This window comes from Streptomyces sp. bgisy130, assembly GCF_057708345.1.
In genome coordinates this window covers 1-18,329 of the sequence record NZ_JBYISA010000047.1, presented here as the reverse complement: position 1 = coordinate 18,329, position 18,329 = coordinate 1, and the positions used below count along the sequence as shown (strand labels likewise).

Sequence of the window (18,329 nt, the reverse complement as noted above, 5' to 3'; positions counted from 1 at the left end):
ACCGAAACGCATAAGGAACCCGGCACCGGGCAACAGGGCTGCTCAAACGACCTGAATCCCGGAGGTGGAGCATGAACACGGTTTTCGAGGACGTATGTGACACACAACTGCCGGGGCCCCATGACGAGTCGTCACCGCGGGCCGGAAGAAATTCCACCACGCTTTCGCGCGTCGAGGATGCCGGGCGGGTGGCTCCGCAGGACGCCAAGGCGCTGTCGCCGCTGTTCTTCGAGCGGCTCGCGGAACTCGAAGAGGGCACCCCCGAGTATCAGTACGCCCGCAATACGCTCGTCGAGATGAACCTGTCGCTGGTGCGCTATGTGGCCTCGCGGTACCGAAGCCACCGTGACCAGATGGAGGACATCGTCCAGGTCGGCACCATCGGCCTCATCAAGGCCATCGACCGGTACGACCTCTCCCGCCGAACGGAGTTCGCGGCCTTCGCCATCCCCCATATTCTCGGGGAGATCAAGCGGTTCTTCCGCGACACCAGCTGGGCCGTCCATGTCCCGCGCCGTCTCCAGGAACTCCGCATCGACCTGGCCCAGGCCATGGAGCAGCTGTCCACCTCCCTGGACCGCGAACCCACCGTCAAAGAGCTCGCCGGGCATCTGGAGCTCACGGAAGAGGAGATCATCGAGGGCATTGTGGCCGGCAACGGCTACACGGCCGTCTCGCTGCACCTCTCCGGCGACAGCGAGTCGACGGCACCGGGCGGCGGCGGGCCCGTCTTCGCCGACCTTCTCGGCGCCACCGACCCCGCCACGGAGCACGTCGAGGACCGGCACGCCCTGGCCTCGCTCCTGCAACAGCTCAACGAACGCGACCGGCTGATCGTTCATCTGCGCTTCGACCGGGAGATGACCCAGGCCCAGATCGGCGCGGTGCTCGGTATCTCCCAGATGCATGTCTCCCGACTGCTCGCCCGCATCATCCAGCAGCTGCGCAGGGGCATGCTCGGCCACAAGTGACCCCGAATCCCTCTCCCGGATCACCCGTGTCTTCGCCGACCTCGACGAGGACCGGCTCGGCGACCAGGCACCCGAGCTGTGCCAACTGGCCGACGAGGTACAGGGCTACCGCCGGCGGCTGGCCGAGGAGGCGGAGCGGGGGGAGCTTCCGCTCGCGGACCCCGGCCGCCCCTCTGGAGTGCTGGTCATCGAGGCCGCGCGGCTGATGGAGGAGTTCCAGTACACCTGTGATGTCCTCCGGCACCATGTCGGCCGGTGAAAGCCGGGCGGTGTCCGGTTATCCCTTGGGAACGTATGGCGACCCGGAGCGCACACTGCGATGGAGGTGAGTCCCCTGCGGGAACAGCGCACGCCCCGGGCCGTACTTCCCGTGTTTCCCCGCACTTGGTGATGATGCGTCAGCGGATACAGAAAAATCCGGAACCGGAAAATCGGGGTGGGCCGACAACACGGCGTTGTCGACCCACCCCGGATATCCGGGCTGCGGCGGCTACCAGCGGTACCACCGGCCGCGCTTGCCGCCGGCGCCCGCGGAGCGCAGGACGAATCCCAGCGCCCAGATGATGAGTACGGCCACCGCCACGTACCAGAGCGCCTTCAATGCGAATCCGGCACCGAAAAGCAGCAGTGCGAGCAGAAGGACGAGAAGCAGGGGAACCATAGCTATCAACCTCCGAGACCTCGTGTGCCCATGCATTCGAGTCACACACAACGTTTCTTCGGATAAAAGCCGGGCAACCGCTGGCCCCCTGACGCGCATTACCCCCGGAAATCCGTTACCGTGCGGGGGCTTTGGGGCATACGAGGTTCCTGTCATGGAAAGCGACCTTGTAGCTCTCCCGTATGTCTCACAACTGCCGCCGAACGGAGTGCGGTTGCACCCGTCTCCGTTTCGCAGGCATGCCCTGGAGAGATCGGGGTAGGCGCGCCGCTGAAGCGTCCGCAGGTGCCGGGCGCGCGGGAGGGCGAGATGACCACCATCGTGAGCGAGACCACCACCGAGCAGCGACAGATGACCCCTGCTTCTGCACTGCCTGAGGTGCCGCAACCACAGAAGGTGGCACCTCGGGACGCCAGGGAGCTGTCCAAGCAGTTCTTCGAGCGGCTTCAGGTCCTTGAAGAGGGCACGCACGAGTACCAGTACGCGCGGAACACCCTCATCGAGATGAATATGTCGATGGTGCGCTATGTCGCCCGCCGCTACCGCAACCGCGGCGACGACATGGAAGACGTCATCCAGGTGGGCACCATCGGTCTGATCAAGGCCATCGACCGGTTCGACCTCACGCGTGAGGTGGAGTTCTCCACCTTTGCCGTCCCCTACATCCTGGGTGAGATCAAGCGGTTCTTCCGTGACACCGGCTGGGCCGTCCATGTGCCCCGCCGCCTCCAGGAGCTCCGCAGCGACCTGGCCAAGGCCAAGGAGCACCTCGCCGCCAAGCTCGACCGCGACCCCACCGTCCGCGAACTGGCCGCCCACCTCAACCTGTCGGAGGACGAGGTGATCGAGGGCATCGTCGCCGCCAACGGCTACACCGCCGGTTCGCTCGACACCCCCGCCGACCCCGACCCGTCGGAGCAGCGCCGCACCCTCGTCGACGTCCTCGGGGAGAACGACCCGGCGCTGGAGGCCGTCGAGGACTTCCAGGTGCTGGGGCCGCTGCTCGACACCCTCGACGCACGGGAACGGCGCCTCATCGAGCTGCGCTTCGGCCAGGAGATGACCCAGTCGCAGATCGGCGATGAGCTCGGCGTCTCCCAGATGCATGTCTCCCGGCTGCTCACCCGCACCCTGTCGAAGCTCCGCGCCGGGATGCTCACCGAACGCTGAGACCGCCCCGTGGGGGAGCGGGGGACATGCCGCTGACGGCCTAATGAGCGGGCCGGTCTGTTCGGGCGCGTCAGGCTGTGACTCTTGGTCACGGTCGTGTGGGGAGCCCGTGTGGACGGATCGGGTGAGTGGACCGCCGGGCGGTCCGGCCGTGACCGGCGACCGGGCCGCGGCCGTACGGCCGGGCGGCTTGCGGAGGACGTGGACAGCAAGGGCTTCGAGGTGCCCCGTCCGCCCGCGTGGATGCGCTGGCTGCCGCTCGCCTATGTGGCGTTCGTCCTGCTGCTGGAAACCGTCACCCCCACACCGTGGGCGGTGAGCTTCCTGCTCATCGCCCTGCCGGTGATCGCCGCCTACTCCCTCGGCCCGGTGCTGGTCGCGGCGGCCACGGTCTTCGCGGTGGGGCTGGAGGGCGTGCTGGCCGGTACCCCGTGCTGTACCGGCCACAACGTCCATATGTTGTGGGAGAACCACCATGTCGCCGCGTATGTCGCCACCGGTCTGGTCGGTGTGCTCGGGGTGGCGCTGGCCGCCCACCGCCGGCGCCAGGAGCAGTATCTGGTGCGCGCCCACTCGGTCGCCGAGGCCCTGATGCGGACCCTGCTGCGGCCGGTGCCGCACCGGGTCGGCCGCCTCCTCGCGGCCGGGCTGTACCGGTCCGGGGAGGTCGGCACCATGGTCGGTGGTGACCTCTACGACCTCCGGGCCACCCCGGCCGGTGAACGCGCCATCATCGGTGACGTCCGCGGCAAGGGACTCCAGGCCGTCCGCACGGTCGCCGATATCCTCGGCAGCTTCCGCGAGGCCGTCCATGAGCCGGGGGATCTGCCGGCCGTCGCGGCCCGTATGGAGCGGCGCATGGCCCGTGAGGCCGAAGAGCTGCCCGACGAGGAGCTGTTCGTCACCGCCGCTCTGATCGAGTACGACGCCGCCGCCCACCGGGTGACGATCGTCAACCATGGGCACATCGAGCCGCTCCTGATCTCCGGTGGCGAGGTGACGCCCCTGATCGGGCCGCCCGCGCTTCCGCTCGGCCTGGGAGCCCTGGCCGACGAGGAGCCCGTCGCCTACACGCACCCCTTCACCCGCGGTGATGTCCTTCTTCTGTGCACCGACGGCGTGATCGAGGCCCGCGACCAGGACGGTGCCTTCTACCCGCTCCTCGACCGCCTCCGTGACCGCTTCGGCGACCGGCCCGCCCCCGGCCCCGCCGATGTCATCGACTTCCTCAACACCGATCTGCCGCGCCACACCCGCGTCTTCCATGACGATGTCGCCCTGCTCGCCCTGGCACCTGACGGCGGCGGTGGCGGGGAGTAGGCGAGCCGTCGGCGGCGTCCGTGGCGACCCGCGTCAGTCGGTCTGGTGGGCGTCCCGCGCCGCGTCCACGAACTCCTCCAGGGCTTTCCAGAAGGGGTGGTAGGCGGCGTCGAAGGAATCCTGGCCGTCGGGGTCGCCGGCCAAGTCGGCGCTGAGGGCGGCGTAGAACGGGCGGGTGGTCTTCTGGAGGGCGAGGGCCGCGGCGGCGGCCAAGGACGGGCCCTCCAGTTCGACGACCCGGGCGCAGCGGCGGATCTTGGCGTACTCGGCGACCTCCCGGTTCCGGAGTTCGCCGAGTGCGGAGGTACGGGCATCGGAGCGGGGGAGCCGCAGCACGGTGGAGATCTCCCAGAACAACTCGCCCATCCGGTGGGTCTGTTCGATCAGATCCAGATAGGCGGTACGGCGGCTCTCCCGCAGCCGCTCGGCACGCTGCGAGCGCGCGGCGGTCTCGGCCTGGATCCTGGCGGCCCGCGCGCTGCCGCGGCTGGTCACCCAACTGGCGAGCACCGCCGTGCCGCCGGTCACCGCCGCGATCGCCAGAGTCCATACCGTGCTGTCGCCCACGTGACGCACCTTACCGAGCCGCTCCGGCGCACCGGCCGCCGCTATGACGGGAATTCGCCCGGCGGCACCGTGCTCGTGGCGGCGTTGCCGCCGAACACCTTGTTCAGGGTGAAGGTCAGCACCGTGTACTGCGTCCCGCCGGACACCCGCACCGTCCGGAAGTTCGCCTTGTCGTCGAACTTCTCGAAGCTGCACCCGCGGGTGAAGGAGCGCTGCCGGCCGTTCCAGTCCTCGCCGGTGGTGAAGTACACCGTGTACGCACCGCTGTTGACGCTGCGGACGGTCGCCTTCGAGCCCTTGCGGACGTACACGGAGAACGCCGTGCGGGTGCCGCGGGTCAGGGTCACCACCGCATCGGAGCTCGTGCCGTTGTTGACGGTCAGCCGGCCCAGTCCGCCCCGGCCGCCGTCGCGCACGAACGCGCCGTTCGCCAGCCGCCGGTGCCGGGCCCGCTCCGTACGGGGCAGCCGCAGCGAGGTGTCATAGCCGAGGGCCTTGAGCGCGCGGGCGGCCTCCTTGACGCTCTGCGGGCCGTGGGCCGTGTCGAGTTCGACACGGGGTGAGGTGGCGCAGCGGCCGCCGCTGCCGCGGGCGCTGCGCAGATCCTGCCCCAGGGCCCGTAAGGCGGTGGCGAGTTGACTGTTGCCCGAGAGGGCGTTGTCCGGTGCGGCGACCGTCTCCAGGGCATCGGCGGCGGTCTCGGCCTGGCCCGCGGCGCCGTCCAGCGCCTTGTTCAGCGCACCGCCCTCGCGCGCGCCGTCGACCGTGCGCAGCGCGCTGTCGAGCGGCCGGAGGGCGCCGGTCAGCGCATGACGGTAGGCGGCGGGGTCGACGGTCGGTGACTGGCTGGGGGACGGCGCCGAACCGGCCGCCGAACTACTCGATCCACCCGTCGGAGCCACGCTTCCGCCGCCCGCCGAACAGGCCGTCAGCGGCAGCGCCAGCGCGAGGGCCGCCGCTCCGAGCGCGGTGGCCCGGCCCGCTCCCGCCGTCCTGTGCACAGACGTGTACCTCACCATGAGTCCCCCGATTCCCCCGGTATCCCCCGACATCCGGCAACTGCCGAAAGGGACAGGCTTCTCCCGCCACAAGGAGCTGTCAAGAGCGTTGTGCAGCACGGCAGTTGGGTGGATCGGCGGCGGCGCGGGGATCTCTCGGAGGTTCTGTTTCCTGAACGGTGTGCTGATCACCTTCCTGCCTGCGCTGCTGAATCGCGCCGCCGGCGGGGGCGCCGACCCCGACTCCTCCTCCGGAGGCGAGCTGAGCTCGCGCGCGCCGGGCTGCTTCGCGACGGGACCGGTGGGGCGGCGGCGCCAGCCCGGCGGCGGTGACGCGCGGGCCGCCCGGGTGGGCCGTTCGATACCCCGCGCCGCGCGCGTCCGGTCTCCGGCGCCCCCTCGGACCTAAAATCGGAACATGCCCGCAGGGGGTTCCCGACCCGCCCGACCAGGGACGGGCCGGTGTCCCGCGGCTGATCCGGAGGGCCCATGACCACCGACGACGAGCGAGGGCGGGGACGGCTCACCGGACCGGCGGCGCCGGACGGGCCACCGCACACCCCGGCCGCGCCCGCTCCCGGCGCCCCCGGCCCGCACGCGCCCCTCCCCGATGCCGTGACCTGCCATGCGCTGCGCTACGCCTTCGGCGAGACCAAGGCCGTGGACGGCGTCGACCTCTCCGTCCGCACCGGTGAGGTCTTCGGCCTGCTCGGCCCGAACGGCGCGGGCAAGACCACCGCGATCCGCTGTATCACCACCCTCCTGCCCGTCCCGGCCGGCATGGTGCGGGTCTTCGGGCATGACGCGGCGAAGGAGCGGATGGCGGTGCGCCGGCTGCTGGGGTACGTCCCGCAGCAGCTGTCCGCGGACGCCGGGCTGACCGGCCGGGAGAACGTCGCGCTGTTCGCCCGGGTCTTCGACGTCTCCCGCCGCGAGCGCGCCGCCCGCGTCACCCAGGCGCTGGCGGCGGTCGGCCTCACCGACGCGGCCGGCCGGCTCGCCAAGACGTACTCCGGCGGCATGATCCGCCGCCTCGAACTCGCCCAGGCCCTGGTCAGCGCGCCCCGGCTGCTGATGCTCGACGAGCCCACGATCGGCCTCGACCCGATCGCCCGTACCAGCGTCTGGGAACACATCAACGCCGTACGGGCCGCCACCGGCATGACCGTCCTGGTGACCACGCACTACATGGACGAGGCCGACCAATACTGCGACCGCCTCGCCCTGATGCACCAGGGCCGGATCCGTGCCCTCGGCACCCCTGAGGAGCTGCGGTCCGCCCTCCGGGCCCGCCGGCGCGCCGCGGCGCGGACCTCGGCGGCCCGTCATCCGGCGCCGCACACCCCGGCCGGTGCGGCGGACGCCTCCACCTCGGCAGGCACCCCGGACACCTCCACCCCGGCAGGCGCTCCGGACGCCTCCGCCCCGGCCGCCCCCGCGGCCCCTGCCTCCCCCTCCCCTCCCTCGTCGGTCCCAGCGCGCCCGTCCGACACCGCGCCGACCCTGGAGGACGTCTTCCGGGACGTCGCCGGCAGCGGCCTCGACGAGCAGTCAGGAGACTTCCGCGATGTCCGAAGCACCCGCCGCACCGCCAACCGGGTCGGCTGACACCGCCACCGGCCCCGGGCTGGACCTGCTGCTGGTCCCGCCGCGCGCCCGCACCGGCTGGCGGGTGCTGACCGCCCGCGTCGTCGCGATGTGCGTGGTCGAACTGCAAAAGCTGCGCCACGACCGCACCGAGCTGTACACCCGCGCCGTCCAGCCCGCCCTGTGGCTCCTGGTGTTCGGCGAGACCTTCACCCGCCTCCAGGCCATCCCGACCGGCGGCACCCCGTACATCGACTATCTGGCGCCCGGCATCATCGCCCAGTCCGCCATGTTCATCGCGATCTTCTACGGCATCATGATCATCTGGGAGCGGGACGCCGGCATCCTCACCAAACTGCTGGTCACCCCGACCCCGCGGTCCGCGCTGATCGCCGGGAAGGCCTTCGCCGCGGGCGTGAAGGCGCTCATCCAGGCCGTGGTGGTGATCCTCATCGCCGCACTGCTCGGTGTGGCCATGACCTGGAACCCCCTCCGGCTGCTCGCCGTTGCCGTCGCGGTGGTCCTCGGCTCGGCCTTCTTCTCCTGTCTGTCCATGACGATCGCCGGGATCGTCCTCACCCGGGACCGCCTGATGGGCATCGGCCAGGCCATCACCATGCCGCTCTTCTTCGCCTCCAACGCCCTCTACCCGGTGGCGATCATGCCCGGCTGGCTCCAGACCGTGAGCATGATCAACCCCCTCAGCTACCAGGTCGACGCCCTCCGCGGCCTCCTCCTGGGCACCCACGCCCACCTGGCCCTCGACTACACCGTCCTGGTGGCCGCCGCCGCACTCGGCATCGCCGCCGCCTCGTCGCTCCTGGGGCGGCTGGCCCGGTGACGTGGTGCCGGTGGGCGTCCCTACGACATCCCCCGCCCGGAGTTGAGCAGCCGTTCCACCGCCTCGACGGTGCGTCCGGCGCCGTCCTCCTGGGCGAGCCGGGCCGCCAGCAGCCGGCTGCGTTGCGCGTACCGTGGCTGGTCGACGGCCGTACGGATCAGTTCGGCGAGGCGGCCGGCGTGCAGGGTGCCGAGCGGCAGGAAACCGGGGCCGGCGCCCATCGCCACGACGCGGCGAGCCCAGAAGGGGGCGTCGCCGAAGGCCGGCAGGCCCACCGCGGGGACTCCGGCGCGCAGGCCCGCGCCGGTAGTGCCGGCGCCCATGTGGTGCACCACCGCGGCCATCCGCGGGAACAGCCAGTCGTGCGGTGCGTCGCCGATGGTGCGGACGGCGTCGTCCCTGGCGTCCAGTCCGGCCCAGCCGGTCTGGACGACGCCCCGCACCCGTGCCCGGCGCAGCGCGTCGACGACCAGCTCGCCGATCCGCTCCGCGTCGCGGGGGTCGCCCACGCTGCCCAGGCCGATGCGTACGGGGGCGGGGCCGTCGTCGAGGAAGTCCAGTAATTCCTGGGGCGGTTGCCAGGCGGCCTGCTCGGGTGGCCACCAGTAGCCGACCACCTCCACCCCGGGGCGCCAGTCGGCGGGGCGGGGGACCACGGTCGGGCTGAAGCCGTAGTGGATGGGCCAGCGTTCCTCGGTCGTACGGCGGAAGGTCTCCGCGGTGTTCATCGGGGGCACGCCGATTTTCTTGCAGAATTCCGGCGAGCTCGACCAAGGGGTCAGCCCGGTGGCGAACATCAGCTTCCCCAGGGAGCGATTGGCCCAGGCGCCCAGGGAAGGCACGCCGATCGGTGGAGGGAAGTCCCCTGTGGGGTGCAGCGGCTGAAGTCCCAGTCCCATGCTGGGAATTCCGCAGGCTTTCGCCAGGTGGTAGCCGTGAAACATGGTCAGGCCGCTGCACAGCAGCACGTCGGTGTTCTTCTCGGCGGCGGCTATCAAACCGTCACCGAGATCTTCCAGATGCCGGCGTATCTTCTTCAGCCATACGCCTGCGCGGAGTGAGTCGCCGATCCCCGCTTTCTTCAGCCGGCCTTGTTCGGCGACGCCCAGGGCGCGGGGATCGCCCGGCAGGGGACGGAATTCACAGTCGTTCCGGCGGACTTGTTCGGCGAATGCCTCGTAGGTGGCGAGGGCTACGGCGTGTCCGGCTGCTTTCAGCCGGGTGGCGAGACCGAGGAAGGGTGCGATATCGCCCTGGGTGCCGGTGGCAACAATGAGGACTGTCATGGCGGCATCGTAGGGTCTGGTCCGGTGGGCCAGGAGCGGTTTCCCGGTGGTGATTTCGGACGGTCGGAGAGCCGGCCGCGGCCTGCGGATTCCGGAAGCCGATCGATAACGAAACAAAATCTTGGGTGGCTAGCTTTCGGAGACGTTCGGCACCAGCTCCTGACTTCCAAGGATCTTCCGTGTCCACTGTTTCTGCCCGATTAGCCTCACCCGACGGAAAGAACCCGCCACGGCCCGTGCCGCGACTGAGCCTGCGCGAGAATCTCGTGGGGCTGGCGGAAATGCGGCGCGATCAACTGGCGTTCCTGGTGCGCTCGGTGCGTACCCATGGCGATATCTTCCATATGCGCCTGGGTGGTCTGCCCACGGTGATGGTCAATCACCCCGACTATCTCCAGCATGTCCTGGTCGACAACCACCAGAACTACGACAAGGACAACTTTCTCTATCGCGCCACCCGGACCGTGCTGCGCGAGGGACTCATCGCGAACAAGGGCGGCGAGCCATGGCGCCGGCACCGCCGGATCATGCAGCCCTCCTTCGGCCGTTCCAGCGTCGCCGACTTCACCACGAACATCAGCGATCTGACCGGCGACCTGTTGCGCCAGTGGGAAGAGCCGGCCGGCCGGGGCGCGGTGGTCGATGTCACGACCGAGGTCGCGAATCTCGCGCTGCGGATCGTGCTGCGCGCGCTGTTCGGTGTCGACGCGGATGACCGCGGCCGGCGTTTCGAGCGGGACTTCCTGGAAGTGAACGCCATCGCGGGGGACTTCTTCCGGTTCCCCTTCCCGCCGTTGTCCTGGTACTCGCCGTCCCGGAACCGGCTGCGGCAGCTGATCCGGGAGATGGACGGATTCATTGCGTATCTCATCGATGCGCGCCTGGCCCGGGAGAGCGAGAAGCCCGACCTGTTCACGCTGCTGCTCAACGCGATGGACGAGGAGACCGGCACCGGGCTCACCCATGAGCAATTGGCCAATGAGATCCTGGCAATGATCATCGCCGGGTACGAAACCTCCAGCAATTCCATCTCCTGGATCTTCTACCAGCTCGCCGCGTACCCGGACATCCAGCGCCGGGTGCATGACGAGGTGGACAGCGTGCTGGACGGACGCGTCCCCACCCTCGATGATCTGCCCCGGCTGACCTACACCCGCATGGTGATCGACGAGACGCTGCGCTTGTTCACCCCGGCGTGGCAGACCATGCGGCACGCCGTCGACGACGATGTCATCGGCGGCTACCGGATTCCCCGCGGAACCGATGTCTATCTGAATCTCTTCACCTTCCACCGGCATCCCGATTTCTGGCCGGACCCGACCCGGTTCGATCCCGAGCGGTTCACCCCGGAGGAAATCGCCCGGCGTCCGCGTCACGTCTATCAGCCGTTCGGAAGCGGGCCCCGCCACTGCCTCGGCAAGCATTTCGCGCTGACCGAACTGCACATCATCACGGCCATGCTCGCCCAGAGCTTCCACCTCTCCCGGCCGGAGGGCCAGGCCCCCGTGGGTTTCGCGCCGCTGATCACCTTGCATCCCAAGGGCGGCATACACCTCCGGCTGCACCGTCGCTGACGCATCGCAAAGAGGTCATGAATGCCCCTGACTCCGCGTACCCGCGCCGCGCGCCGGACGCCTTCCCTCAAAGAGATTCCCACGGTCACGGCGCGGGACGGTATCGGCGGAACGCTGGCCTTCAAACGTGACCAGCTCGCCTTTCTCGGCGACGGGCTGGCGCGGCACGGAGACATCTTCCGGTTCCGCCCGCTCGGCCTCCCCATGGTCATGGTCAACCACCCGGACCACATCCGGCACATCCTGGTCGACAAGGGCGAGCAGTACGACAAGGACGCCGCCATTTTCAAGGTGGTCCGTCCGGTCCTGCGCAACGGCCTGATCGCCAATGCCGATATGGCACTGTGGCGCCGCCAGCGCCGCATGATGGCCCCGCATTTCACCCCGCGCACGGTCAGCGCGTTCGCCCGCAACATGACGGACGAGACCGTGCAGATGCTGGAGCGCTGGGAACCCCGCACCGCCGCCGGTGACACCCTCGATATCACCGACGAAATAGGCCAGTTGGCGCTCCGTATCGTGAACCGATCGCTCTTCAGCGCCGATGTGGGGGCCGCGGCCCAGGCTTTCGAGCGGTCCTTCGGCGAGGCGAACAGCATCCTCGGCGCCTTCTTCCGCTTCCCGTTCCCTCCGCTCAGCGTCCCGACTTCCAGCCACCGGCGGCTGCGCCGGGCGATCGACGGTATGGACGCATTCGTCTCCGGCTTCATCAAGAAGCGGCTGAACGACGCGGTCGCCACCGGCGAGGAAACCGATCTGCTGACCCTTCTGCTGCACTCCGTGGACGAGGAGGACGGCAGGGGAATGGACCTGGAGCAACTGCACCACGAGGTCCTGAACATCTGCATCGGCGCCTACGAAACGACCACCAACACCCTGTCGTGGGCGTTCTATCTGCTCGCCCGGCACCCCGAGATCGAGGCGCGGCTGCATGCCGAGGTCGACGAGGTGCTGGGCGGCCGGGTGCCGGCCTTCGAGGATCTGCCGAAGCTGGTGTACACCCGCATGGTCGTCGAAGAGACGCTGCGCATCTATTCCCCGGCGTATCAGTTCATGCGCCGGGCGCGGGAAGAGGACGAGATCGCCGGCTACCGGATGCCGGCCGGCACCAATGTCCTCATCAACAGCTATTTCCTGCACCGGCACCCGGATTTCTGGGAAGACCCCGAGCGTTTTGAACCCGAGCGTTTCACTCCCGAGCAGGTCGCCCAGCGCCCCAAGCACGTCTACATACCGTTCGGCAGCGGCCACCGCATCTGTATCGGCAAGCACTTCGCACTGACCGAACTCACCCTCGTCCTCGCCACCGTGGCCCGGAACCACCGGCTGGTCATGCCCGAAGGCGCCCCCGAGGTGCACCCGGAGGCCCTGATCACCCTGCATCCCAAAGGCGGAGTGCACTTGCGGCCGGAGCCCCGCGGATGAACCGGAACACCAGGCGCGGTGCGCCGACCGCGACACCGGCGAAGACAGCGGAGACAGCGGAGACACCCGTGCCGGATATTTTCCACCCCTTTCCCTACCGGATCAGCCCCCATGTCGAAGAGGCCCGTGAGCATCTGACGGACTGGACGCAACGCATCGGGCTGATAGAGCGGGAAGCCGCCCGAAAGCGCTTTGTGAAAGCGGACTTCGGCTGGTTCGCGGCCATGGTGTATCCCACCGCGGACGCCACTCGGCTGAACCTCATGGCGGACTGGTTCGCCTGGTTCTTTCTCGTCGACGACCAGTTGGACGACGGAAGCATCGGGCGCAGCCCCGAACGGGCCCGGGACATCGTGGACGGAATGCGGGCGGTCCTGGAGAGCCCGGATCACGGGGCGGCGGCCGCGGCCGACCGGGACGGCCCGGTGGCGGTCTCCGCACTCGCCGATCTCTGGCTGCGCACGGCACCGCACGCCACCGCGCATTGGCGCCGCCGGTTCGTCCAGCACCTGGACGACTGCCTCACCGTGGCCGCCACCTGGGAGGCCGGTAACCGGGTCGCGGGCGCGGTGCCGGACGAGGAGACCTATATCGAAATGCGCCGGCACACCGGTGCGATCTATGTCTGCATGGACCTCATCGACATCGTCGAGCGCATCGATATCCCCGATTCCGTCTATACCGGTGCGCCGTTCCGGGCCGCGCTCGACGCCGCATGCAACGTCGTGTGCTGGACCAACGACGTGTACTCGCTCGAAAAGGAGCGCGCACTGGGCGAGGTCCACAATCTGGTCCATATCGTCGAACACCACCGAGGATTCGACACACCCCGGGCCCTGGACCATGTCTGCGCCGCCACCTCGACCGAGACCATGCTGTTTCTCGAAAAGGAGCGGGAACTCCTGGCGGTCTGCCCCGAGCACCACGCGGTGCTGGTCCCCGTCCTCGCGGGCATGCGGACCTGGATACGCGGAAATCTCGACTGGTCCAGGAGCACCAAGCGCTATCGCCCCGTCGAAGGCGACGAGGAAATACGGCCGGAAGAGTACCTGGAGGCGAGTCTCATGAAGGTGGCACGGTGACCACGGCAGGGGAAAGACCGGCACTCGCGCGGCCCGGCGCCCCCGCCCTCGGGAATTCCGCCGCCCCCGATGCCTGGCACCTCCTCAAAACGGCCCGGGAACTGACCGAACCGGAACTCCGCAAAGCCGTGGACCGCCTCGCCGAACCGGTCCGCTCGGTGGCCGGCTACCACTTCGGCTGGGCGGACGAGTGCGGCCGGCCGGCGAACGGGGAGGGCGGAAAGGGCGTACGCGCGGCCCTGGTGCTGGCCGCGGCCCAGGCCCTCGGGGCGGCGGCCGAGGAAGCGGTGGCCCCCGCCGCGGCGGTGGAACTCGTCCACAACTTCTCGGTCGTGCACGACGACCTCATGGACGGCGATCTGCTGCGCCGGGGCCGTAGTACGGCGTGGTCGCTGTTCGGCACCACACAGGCGATCCTGGCGGGTGACGCCCTCCTGGCCGTCGCTGTCGACACCCTCGCCCACCGGTTCCCCCAGGGGTGCCTCGAGGCCGTACGGGAACTCTCCGGGGCCCTGCTCGCACTGGTCGCCGGGCAGGGCGCCGATCTCGCCTTCGAGACCCGGGCGGACGTCGGCCTGTACGAATGCCTGGAGATGGCGGCCGGCAAGACGGCGTCCCTGCTCGCCGCGGCCTGCGCGCTCGGCGCCCTCGCCGCCCGTGCCGAGGCCGAACGGGTCGACGCCCTACGGCAGTTCGGACGGCACCTCGGGCTAGCCTTCCAACTCGTCGACGACCTGCTGGGCATCTGGGGCGACACCGCCGTCACCGGCAAGCCCGTCGGCTCGGACCTCCGCTCGCGGAAGAAGAGCCTGCCCGTCGTCGCGGCCCTGGCCGGCGGCACCCCGGCCGGCGAGCGGCTCGCCGCGCTCTACCACCGTACGGAGCCGCTGGGCGACGACGAGATCCGTACGGCTGCCCGGCTGATCGAGGAGGCCGGCGGCAGACGCTGGGCCCAGGAGGAGGCCGAGCGGCAGCGGACCGCGGCGGTCACCCGGCTGTCCACCGCCGGCCTCACCCCGGACGGCACCCGCGCCCTCACCGCGCTCGCCGACCTGATCACCTGCCGGGACGTCTGAACACCCCCGGGGGCCACTGAGCATCGGCCGGGGCCAGTGGGGGCACCGGCCGAAGCCTCACGGCAGTGGTTGCTCAGAGCCAGCGACGCCGCTTGAAAATGATGTACAAACTGGTGCAGACGACCGCCATCAGGACGATGGCGAGGGGGTATCCGAACACCCAGTGCAGCTCCGGCATGTGATCGAAGTTCATGCCGTAGATGGTCCCGACCAGGGTCGGCGCGAAGAGGATCGCCGCCCACGCCGAGATCTTCTTGACCTCCTCGTTCTGCTCGAAGCCGGCCTCGGCCAGGGCGCGCATCTCGGCGTTCTGCTGCTGGTTCACCAGGGTCGCGTTGACGGTGAGGATGTCCTGAAGGGCCTGCCGGAAGCCGTCCACCCGCTCCGTGGTGTGGAGTACGTGGTCGGCCACATCGCGCAGATAGCGGCGCAGCTCCTCATCGATGGCGTACTTCTCGAAGCCCGCGGTCAGGCTCTCCAGCATCCCGTTCAACGGGCGGGTGGCCCGCTGGAACTCGACCACCTCACGGGAGAGTTCATAGATACGGCGGGAAACCCGGGGGTCGCCGCCGAAGACCTCGGTCTCGATCTCGTCGATATCGATCTGGACACCGTCGACGACCGGTGCGTAGCCGTCGACGACGGCGTCGAGGATCGCGTAGAGGACGGCTTCGGGGCCGCGCTTGAGGAGCTCGGGCGTGTCCTCCATCCGCTGGCGTACGGCCGAGAGGTCGGGGGCGCCGCCGTGCCGCACGGTGATCACGAAGTCCCGTCCGACGAAGACGTGCAGCTCGCCGAAGTCGACCTCCTCGGGGTCGTCGAGGTAGCGCGCGGCGCGCAGCACGACGAAGAGGGTGCCGCCATAGCGCTCCAGCTTGGGCCGCTGGTGCGCCTCCAGGGCGTCTTCGATGGAGAGCGGGTGGAGGTCGAACTCCGAGGCCAGGGTGACCAGTTCCGCGGGAGTGGGGCGGTGCAGGCCGATCCAGGCGAGGGTGCCGGCGGTGGCGCGCTGCTGACGGAAGGCGTCGGCGAGCGTGTCATGGGTACTGACCCGGTGTCCGTCGCGGTAGAGGGCGGCGGTGATGACGCTGCTGGGGTTTTCGGCCGGCGGTTCCGGTGTGGCGGAGTCGTCCGTGGTCTCGGCGGGCGGCGGTCCCGCGGGCCGCTTTCTCGCGGGTTTGCGCAGGCCACGCAGTCCACGCGGCCGACGGCCGGGAGGCTCAGAGCTCACGACAGAACGGACCTCCGTCACAAGGGGGATGAACGGGCACACAGAATCTCGACGCAGGATATCTGCCGAGGATGTCAGCACAGGTCAGCGGCCATGGTGCAGGATGGAACCGGACGCGACGCGGCGTGTGTCGCGTCCGCCGGGCTTTGTATGTCTATCTCTAGAATTGTGCGATGCAGATACCGCAGACAGCCAGCGCTCCCCTGGGTGAGGTGATTCGGTGAACGGCCCCGATGCCACCGACGAGCAGTGGGAAGGGCTCGCCGAGGTCGTCCCGCTCCGCAGCAGCAGCGAATGGCCTTCCTGGCCCGACCACCGTGCCCTCCCCGAGGAGGAGCCGGCCGAGCAGCTGCGGCGGTTCATCGTCATCCGCGTCCAGACCTTCGCGGACGCCCGCGAGGTCGCCGAGTACTTGATGGCGCAGATCCCCGTCCTGCTGGACCTCAGCAGCGCCGACACCGACGTCGCCAAGCGCATTCTGGACTTCTCCAGCGGAGTCGTCTTCGGGCTCGGCAGCGGGATGCACCGGGTCGACACCAATGTCTTCCTGCTGGCCCCCGTTGGCACCGAGGTTGCGGAATCGGCACTCGGGGGTGTCCCCCGTTCGTAGGAAGAGCTGTTGGGCGTAACGGTTCTCCGGTCGGGGCGCTGCATAGCGTCCCCGCATGAATACCGAGACTGTGCGGCCGGCGGTGACCGAATTACGGCTGTCCGCCTTCAAAACCCATCGCGGCGTCATCCTGCCGCTCACCCGGCTGACGCTGCTGAGCGGCGAGAGCGGAAGCGGCAAGTCCAGTGCGCTTCAGGCGTACGAGATCCTCGCCCGGCTCGGCAGTGGTGAGTCGCTTGCACGGGCCGTGGGGGAGGTGGCGGGCAGCCCCGCGGCCTGTGTACCGGCGGGGGCGCGCCCCGATGCACAGGGGCGGCGGGGGTTCCGGATCGGCTGCACGGTCGACGGTCCGGCCGGCCCCGTCAGCCTCGATCTCGCCGTCCAGGCCGAGCCCGAACTCCGCATCGTCGGGGAGCGGTTGACCGGTGGCGGCGAGACCCTGCTGACCACCGCGCTCACCGACCCGGACCGCCCCACCGTCCAGGCGGCCTGGCACACCGCGGGAGCGACTCCGGTGACCCGTGCCCCGCTGCCCGACGACCGGCTCGGCACCTCACTGCTGCCCTTGCGCGTCGCGGGTAAGACGGCGGGGCAGCGGCTGGTCCTCGCGGCGGCCGAACAGGTCGTGGTCGCGCTGCGGTCGGCGTTCGTGTGCGACCCGCGGCCGGAGGCCATGCGGGGAGTGGGGACGGGCGGTGCGGGGGGCGCCGGGCCGGACGGTGGATGTGGTGCGGACGGGTCCGGTGGTGCAGGGCGTGGCGCCGGGGTGCGGCGGGGTGGCCGTGAAGCGGGCGTGCGGGGCGGGCCGGGGAAGCCGGGCGGGGCCGGAGCGGCTGCCGGGGCCTGGGTGCCTGCCGGGGCCTCGGGGGCGCGGAAGCGTAAGGGCAGTGGTGGTGAGGCGGGCGGCTGGGGCCGCGATACGGAGGGGGCGCGGGCCGAGGGGCGGCTGCGGTCCTCCTGCGACAACCTGCCCGCGGTGCTGGAGCGGACGAGCCAGGAGTGTGCGCGACGGCATGCGGTGCTGGTCGCGGCGGTACGGGAGGCCTGCGCCGGTCCCGTCGAGGGGCTGCGCGCGGTGCCGCGGCCGGCGGACGGTACGGGGAAAGTGCCCGACGCCGCCGCTGTGCCGTACGGGCCGGGTGGCGCGGCGGAGCCGTGGGCGGGGGCGGCGGGTGTGCGGGCGGTCCTCGACCGGGGAGAGCTCGGCGAGCTGCCCGTGGAGCAGCTCGGGGATGGTGAGCTGCGGTTTCTCGCGCTGGCGCTGGTGCTGCTCACCGGGCCGGAGGTGCTGGCCATGGATCCGGTCGGGGAGGTGCCGTCCGCTCATCAGCAGATGACGGTGATGGCGGACGGGATGGACCGCTGTATGGACCCCAGGCAGGCGCGCGAGCTGGTGTCGCTGGCCCTGCGGATGACCGATCGCGGGCATGTGCGGCTGCTCGGGACGGTACGGGATCCCTCGGTCGCCGAGGGGCTGCCCGGCGTACAGGTGCTACACCTAGGGGTATGAGCGAGGATCTTCATGCGTTGCAGCGACGACTGGCCGAATTTGCGGCCGCGCGGGACTGGCAGCAGTACCACACGCCCAAGAACCTGGCCGCGGCGCTCAGCGTCGAGGCCGCGGAACTCGTCGAGATCTTCCAGTGGTTGACGCCCGAGGAGTCGGCGAAGGTGATGGCGAACCCGGCGAAGGCCGCCCGGGTCGAGGACGAGGTCGCTGATGTGCTGGCCTATCTCCTCCAGTTCTGCGAGGCGCTGGGGATCGACGCCCTGGCGGCGCTCGCCGCGAAGATCGAGCGCAATGAGTCGCGCTTCCCGGCGGTCCGCTCGGCGCGCCCGGACCGGCCGCGGGACGGCGAGGAGTAGAGGCGGGGGAGCGAAGGGCGCGGGGGAGCGGAGAACGCGGGGCGGGGGTGCGGAGGGGGGGGGG

The 18,329-nt window shown here is 70.0% G+C and carries 18 protein-coding genes; 13 read left to right on the top strand and 5 right to left on the bottom strand.

All coding sequences use genetic code 11. The features are described from left to right. Nucleotides 1-71 precede the first annotated feature (71 nt). Together AC3EUV_RS34245 and AC3EUV_RS34240 are read left to right on the top strand one after the other, a co-directional pair. Entirely contained in the window at nucleotides 72-971 is a 900-nt protein-coding gene (locus AC3EUV_RS34245; protein WP_435604605.1) for a SigB/SigF/SigG family RNA polymerase sigma factor, read from the top strand. Then, on the top strand, nucleotides 907-1,230 hold the full coding sequence (locus AC3EUV_RS34240) for a hypothetical protein (protein WP_435604604.1): 324 nt from the start codon (nucleotides 907-909) through the stop codon (nucleotides 1,228-1,230). The genes AC3EUV_RS34245 and AC3EUV_RS34240 overlap by 65 nt, the downstream gene beginning before the upstream one ends. Before the next feature lie 231 nt (nucleotides 1,231-1,461). Here the strand turns inward: AC3EUV_RS34240 and AC3EUV_RS34235 are convergent, their stop codons facing one another. Continuing rightward, nucleotides 1,462-1,632, bottom strand: a complete 171-nt coding sequence (locus tag AC3EUV_RS34235; RefSeq protein WP_042159693.1) for a hypothetical protein — start codon at nucleotides 1,630-1,632, stop codon at nucleotides 1,462-1,464. A gap of 351 nt (nucleotides 1,633-1,983) precedes the next feature. Here AC3EUV_RS34235 and AC3EUV_RS34230 point away from each other — a divergent pair, with 351 nt between their 5' ends. After that, complete coding sequence (locus AC3EUV_RS34230) at nucleotides 1,984-2,802, top strand: RNA polymerase sigma factor SigF (protein ID WP_432142851.1); 819 nt, start codon at nucleotides 1,984-1,986, stop codon at nucleotides 2,800-2,802. Between the two features lie 111 nt (nucleotides 2,803-2,913). Then, the gene (locus AC3EUV_RS34225; RefSeq protein ID WP_432142825.1) at nucleotides 2,914-4,122 is read left to right on the top strand and encodes a PP2C family protein-serine/threonine phosphatase; all 1,209 of its coding nucleotides are present in this window, start codon (nucleotides 2,914-2,916) and stop codon (nucleotides 4,120-4,122) included. Nucleotides 4,123-4,155: 33 nt separating this feature from the next. On the opposite strand, the gene AC3EUV_RS34220 is transcribed toward AC3EUV_RS34225, so the two are convergent. Both AC3EUV_RS34220 and AC3EUV_RS34215 read right to left on the bottom strand, forming a co-directional pair. Continuing rightward, nucleotides 4,156-4,689, bottom strand: a complete 534-nt coding sequence (locus AC3EUV_RS34220; protein ID WP_435604603.1) for a hypothetical protein — start codon at nucleotides 4,687-4,689, stop codon at nucleotides 4,156-4,158. Nucleotides 4,690-4,730: 41 nt separating this feature from the next. Then, nucleotides 4,731-5,690, bottom strand: a complete 960-nt coding sequence (locus AC3EUV_RS34215) for a hypothetical protein (protein WP_435604602.1) — start codon at nucleotides 5,688-5,690, stop codon at nucleotides 4,731-4,733. A gap of 486 nt (nucleotides 5,691-6,176) precedes the next feature. Here AC3EUV_RS34215 and AC3EUV_RS34210 point away from each other — a divergent pair, with 486 nt between their 5' ends. Together AC3EUV_RS34210 and AC3EUV_RS34205 are read left to right on the top strand one after the other, a co-directional pair. Beyond that, on the top strand, nucleotides 6,177-7,295 hold the full coding sequence (locus AC3EUV_RS34210; protein ID WP_432142822.1) for an ATP-binding cassette domain-containing protein: 1,119 nt from the start codon (nucleotides 6,177-6,179) through the stop codon (nucleotides 7,293-7,295). After that, entirely contained in the window at nucleotides 7,255-8,115 is an 861-nt protein-coding gene (locus AC3EUV_RS34205) for an ABC transporter permease (RefSeq protein WP_435604601.1), read from the top strand. Before AC3EUV_RS34210 ends, AC3EUV_RS34205 begins: the two co-directional genes overlap by 41 nt. 20 nt (nucleotides 8,116-8,135) lie before the next feature. Here AC3EUV_RS34205 and AC3EUV_RS34200 read toward each other — a convergent pair whose 3' ends face one another. After that, nucleotides 8,136-9,401, bottom strand: a complete 1,266-nt coding sequence (locus tag AC3EUV_RS34200) for a glycosyltransferase (RefSeq protein WP_435604600.1) — start codon at nucleotides 9,399-9,401, stop codon at nucleotides 8,136-8,138. A 236-nt stretch (nucleotides 9,402-9,637) separates the two neighbouring features. Here AC3EUV_RS34200 and AC3EUV_RS34195 point away from each other — a divergent pair, with 236 nt between their 5' ends. The 4 genes from AC3EUV_RS34195 to AC3EUV_RS34180 all read left to right on the top strand — a co-directional run bounded on the left by AC3EUV_RS34195 (nucleotide 9,638) and on the right by AC3EUV_RS34180 (nucleotide 14,558). Further along, the gene (locus AC3EUV_RS34195) at nucleotides 9,638-10,975 is read left to right on the top strand and encodes a cytochrome P450 (RefSeq protein ID WP_432142819.1); all 1,338 of its coding nucleotides are present in this window, start codon (nucleotides 9,638-9,640) and stop codon (nucleotides 10,973-10,975) included. 21 nt (nucleotides 10,976-10,996) lie between these two features. Next, entirely contained in the window at nucleotides 10,997-12,400 is a 1,404-nt protein-coding gene (locus tag AC3EUV_RS34190) for a cytochrome P450 (protein WP_432142818.1), read from the top strand. Between the two features lie 68 nt (nucleotides 12,401-12,468). Further along, nucleotides 12,469-13,482 carry a terpene synthase family protein gene (locus AC3EUV_RS34185; protein ID WP_435604599.1) on the top strand — a complete coding sequence of 338 codons (1,014 nt, stop codon included), beginning with the start codon at nucleotides 12,469-12,471 and terminating at the stop codon, nucleotides 13,480-13,482. Then, the gene (locus AC3EUV_RS34180; protein WP_435604598.1) at nucleotides 13,479-14,558 is read left to right on the top strand and encodes a polyprenyl synthetase family protein; all 1,080 of its coding nucleotides are present in this window, start codon (nucleotides 13,479-13,481) and stop codon (nucleotides 14,556-14,558) included. The genes AC3EUV_RS34185 and AC3EUV_RS34180 overlap by 4 nt, the downstream gene beginning before the upstream one ends. 73 nt (nucleotides 14,559-14,631) lie before the next feature. Here AC3EUV_RS34180 and AC3EUV_RS34175 read toward each other — a convergent pair whose 3' ends face one another. Further along, entirely contained in the window at nucleotides 14,632-15,789 is a 1,158-nt protein-coding gene (locus AC3EUV_RS34175; RefSeq protein ID WP_432142815.1) for a magnesium and cobalt transport protein CorA, read from the bottom strand. Nucleotides 15,790-16,009: 220 nt separating this feature from the next. Between AC3EUV_RS34175 and AC3EUV_RS34170 the strand changes: the two genes are divergently transcribed. The 3 genes from AC3EUV_RS34170 to AC3EUV_RS34160 are packed head-to-tail and all read left to right on the top strand — an operon-like array spanning nucleotide 16,010 to nucleotide 18,265. Then, nucleotides 16,010-16,399, top strand: coding sequence for a cell division protein SepF (locus AC3EUV_RS34170; protein WP_432142814.1), 390 nt, complete (start codon nucleotides 16,010-16,012; stop codon nucleotides 16,397-16,399). A 55-nt stretch (nucleotides 16,400-16,454) separates the two neighbouring features. Further along, entirely contained in the window at nucleotides 16,455-17,909 is a 1,455-nt protein-coding gene (locus AC3EUV_RS34165; RefSeq protein WP_432142813.1) for a biotin transporter BioY, read from the top strand. Beyond that, nucleotides 17,906-18,265, top strand: coding sequence for a nucleotide pyrophosphohydrolase (locus AC3EUV_RS34160; RefSeq protein WP_432142812.1), 360 nt, complete (start codon nucleotides 17,906-17,908; stop codon nucleotides 18,263-18,265). The genes AC3EUV_RS34165 and AC3EUV_RS34160 overlap by 4 nt, the downstream gene beginning before the upstream one ends. Nucleotides 18,266-18,329: the final 64 nt, after the last annotated feature.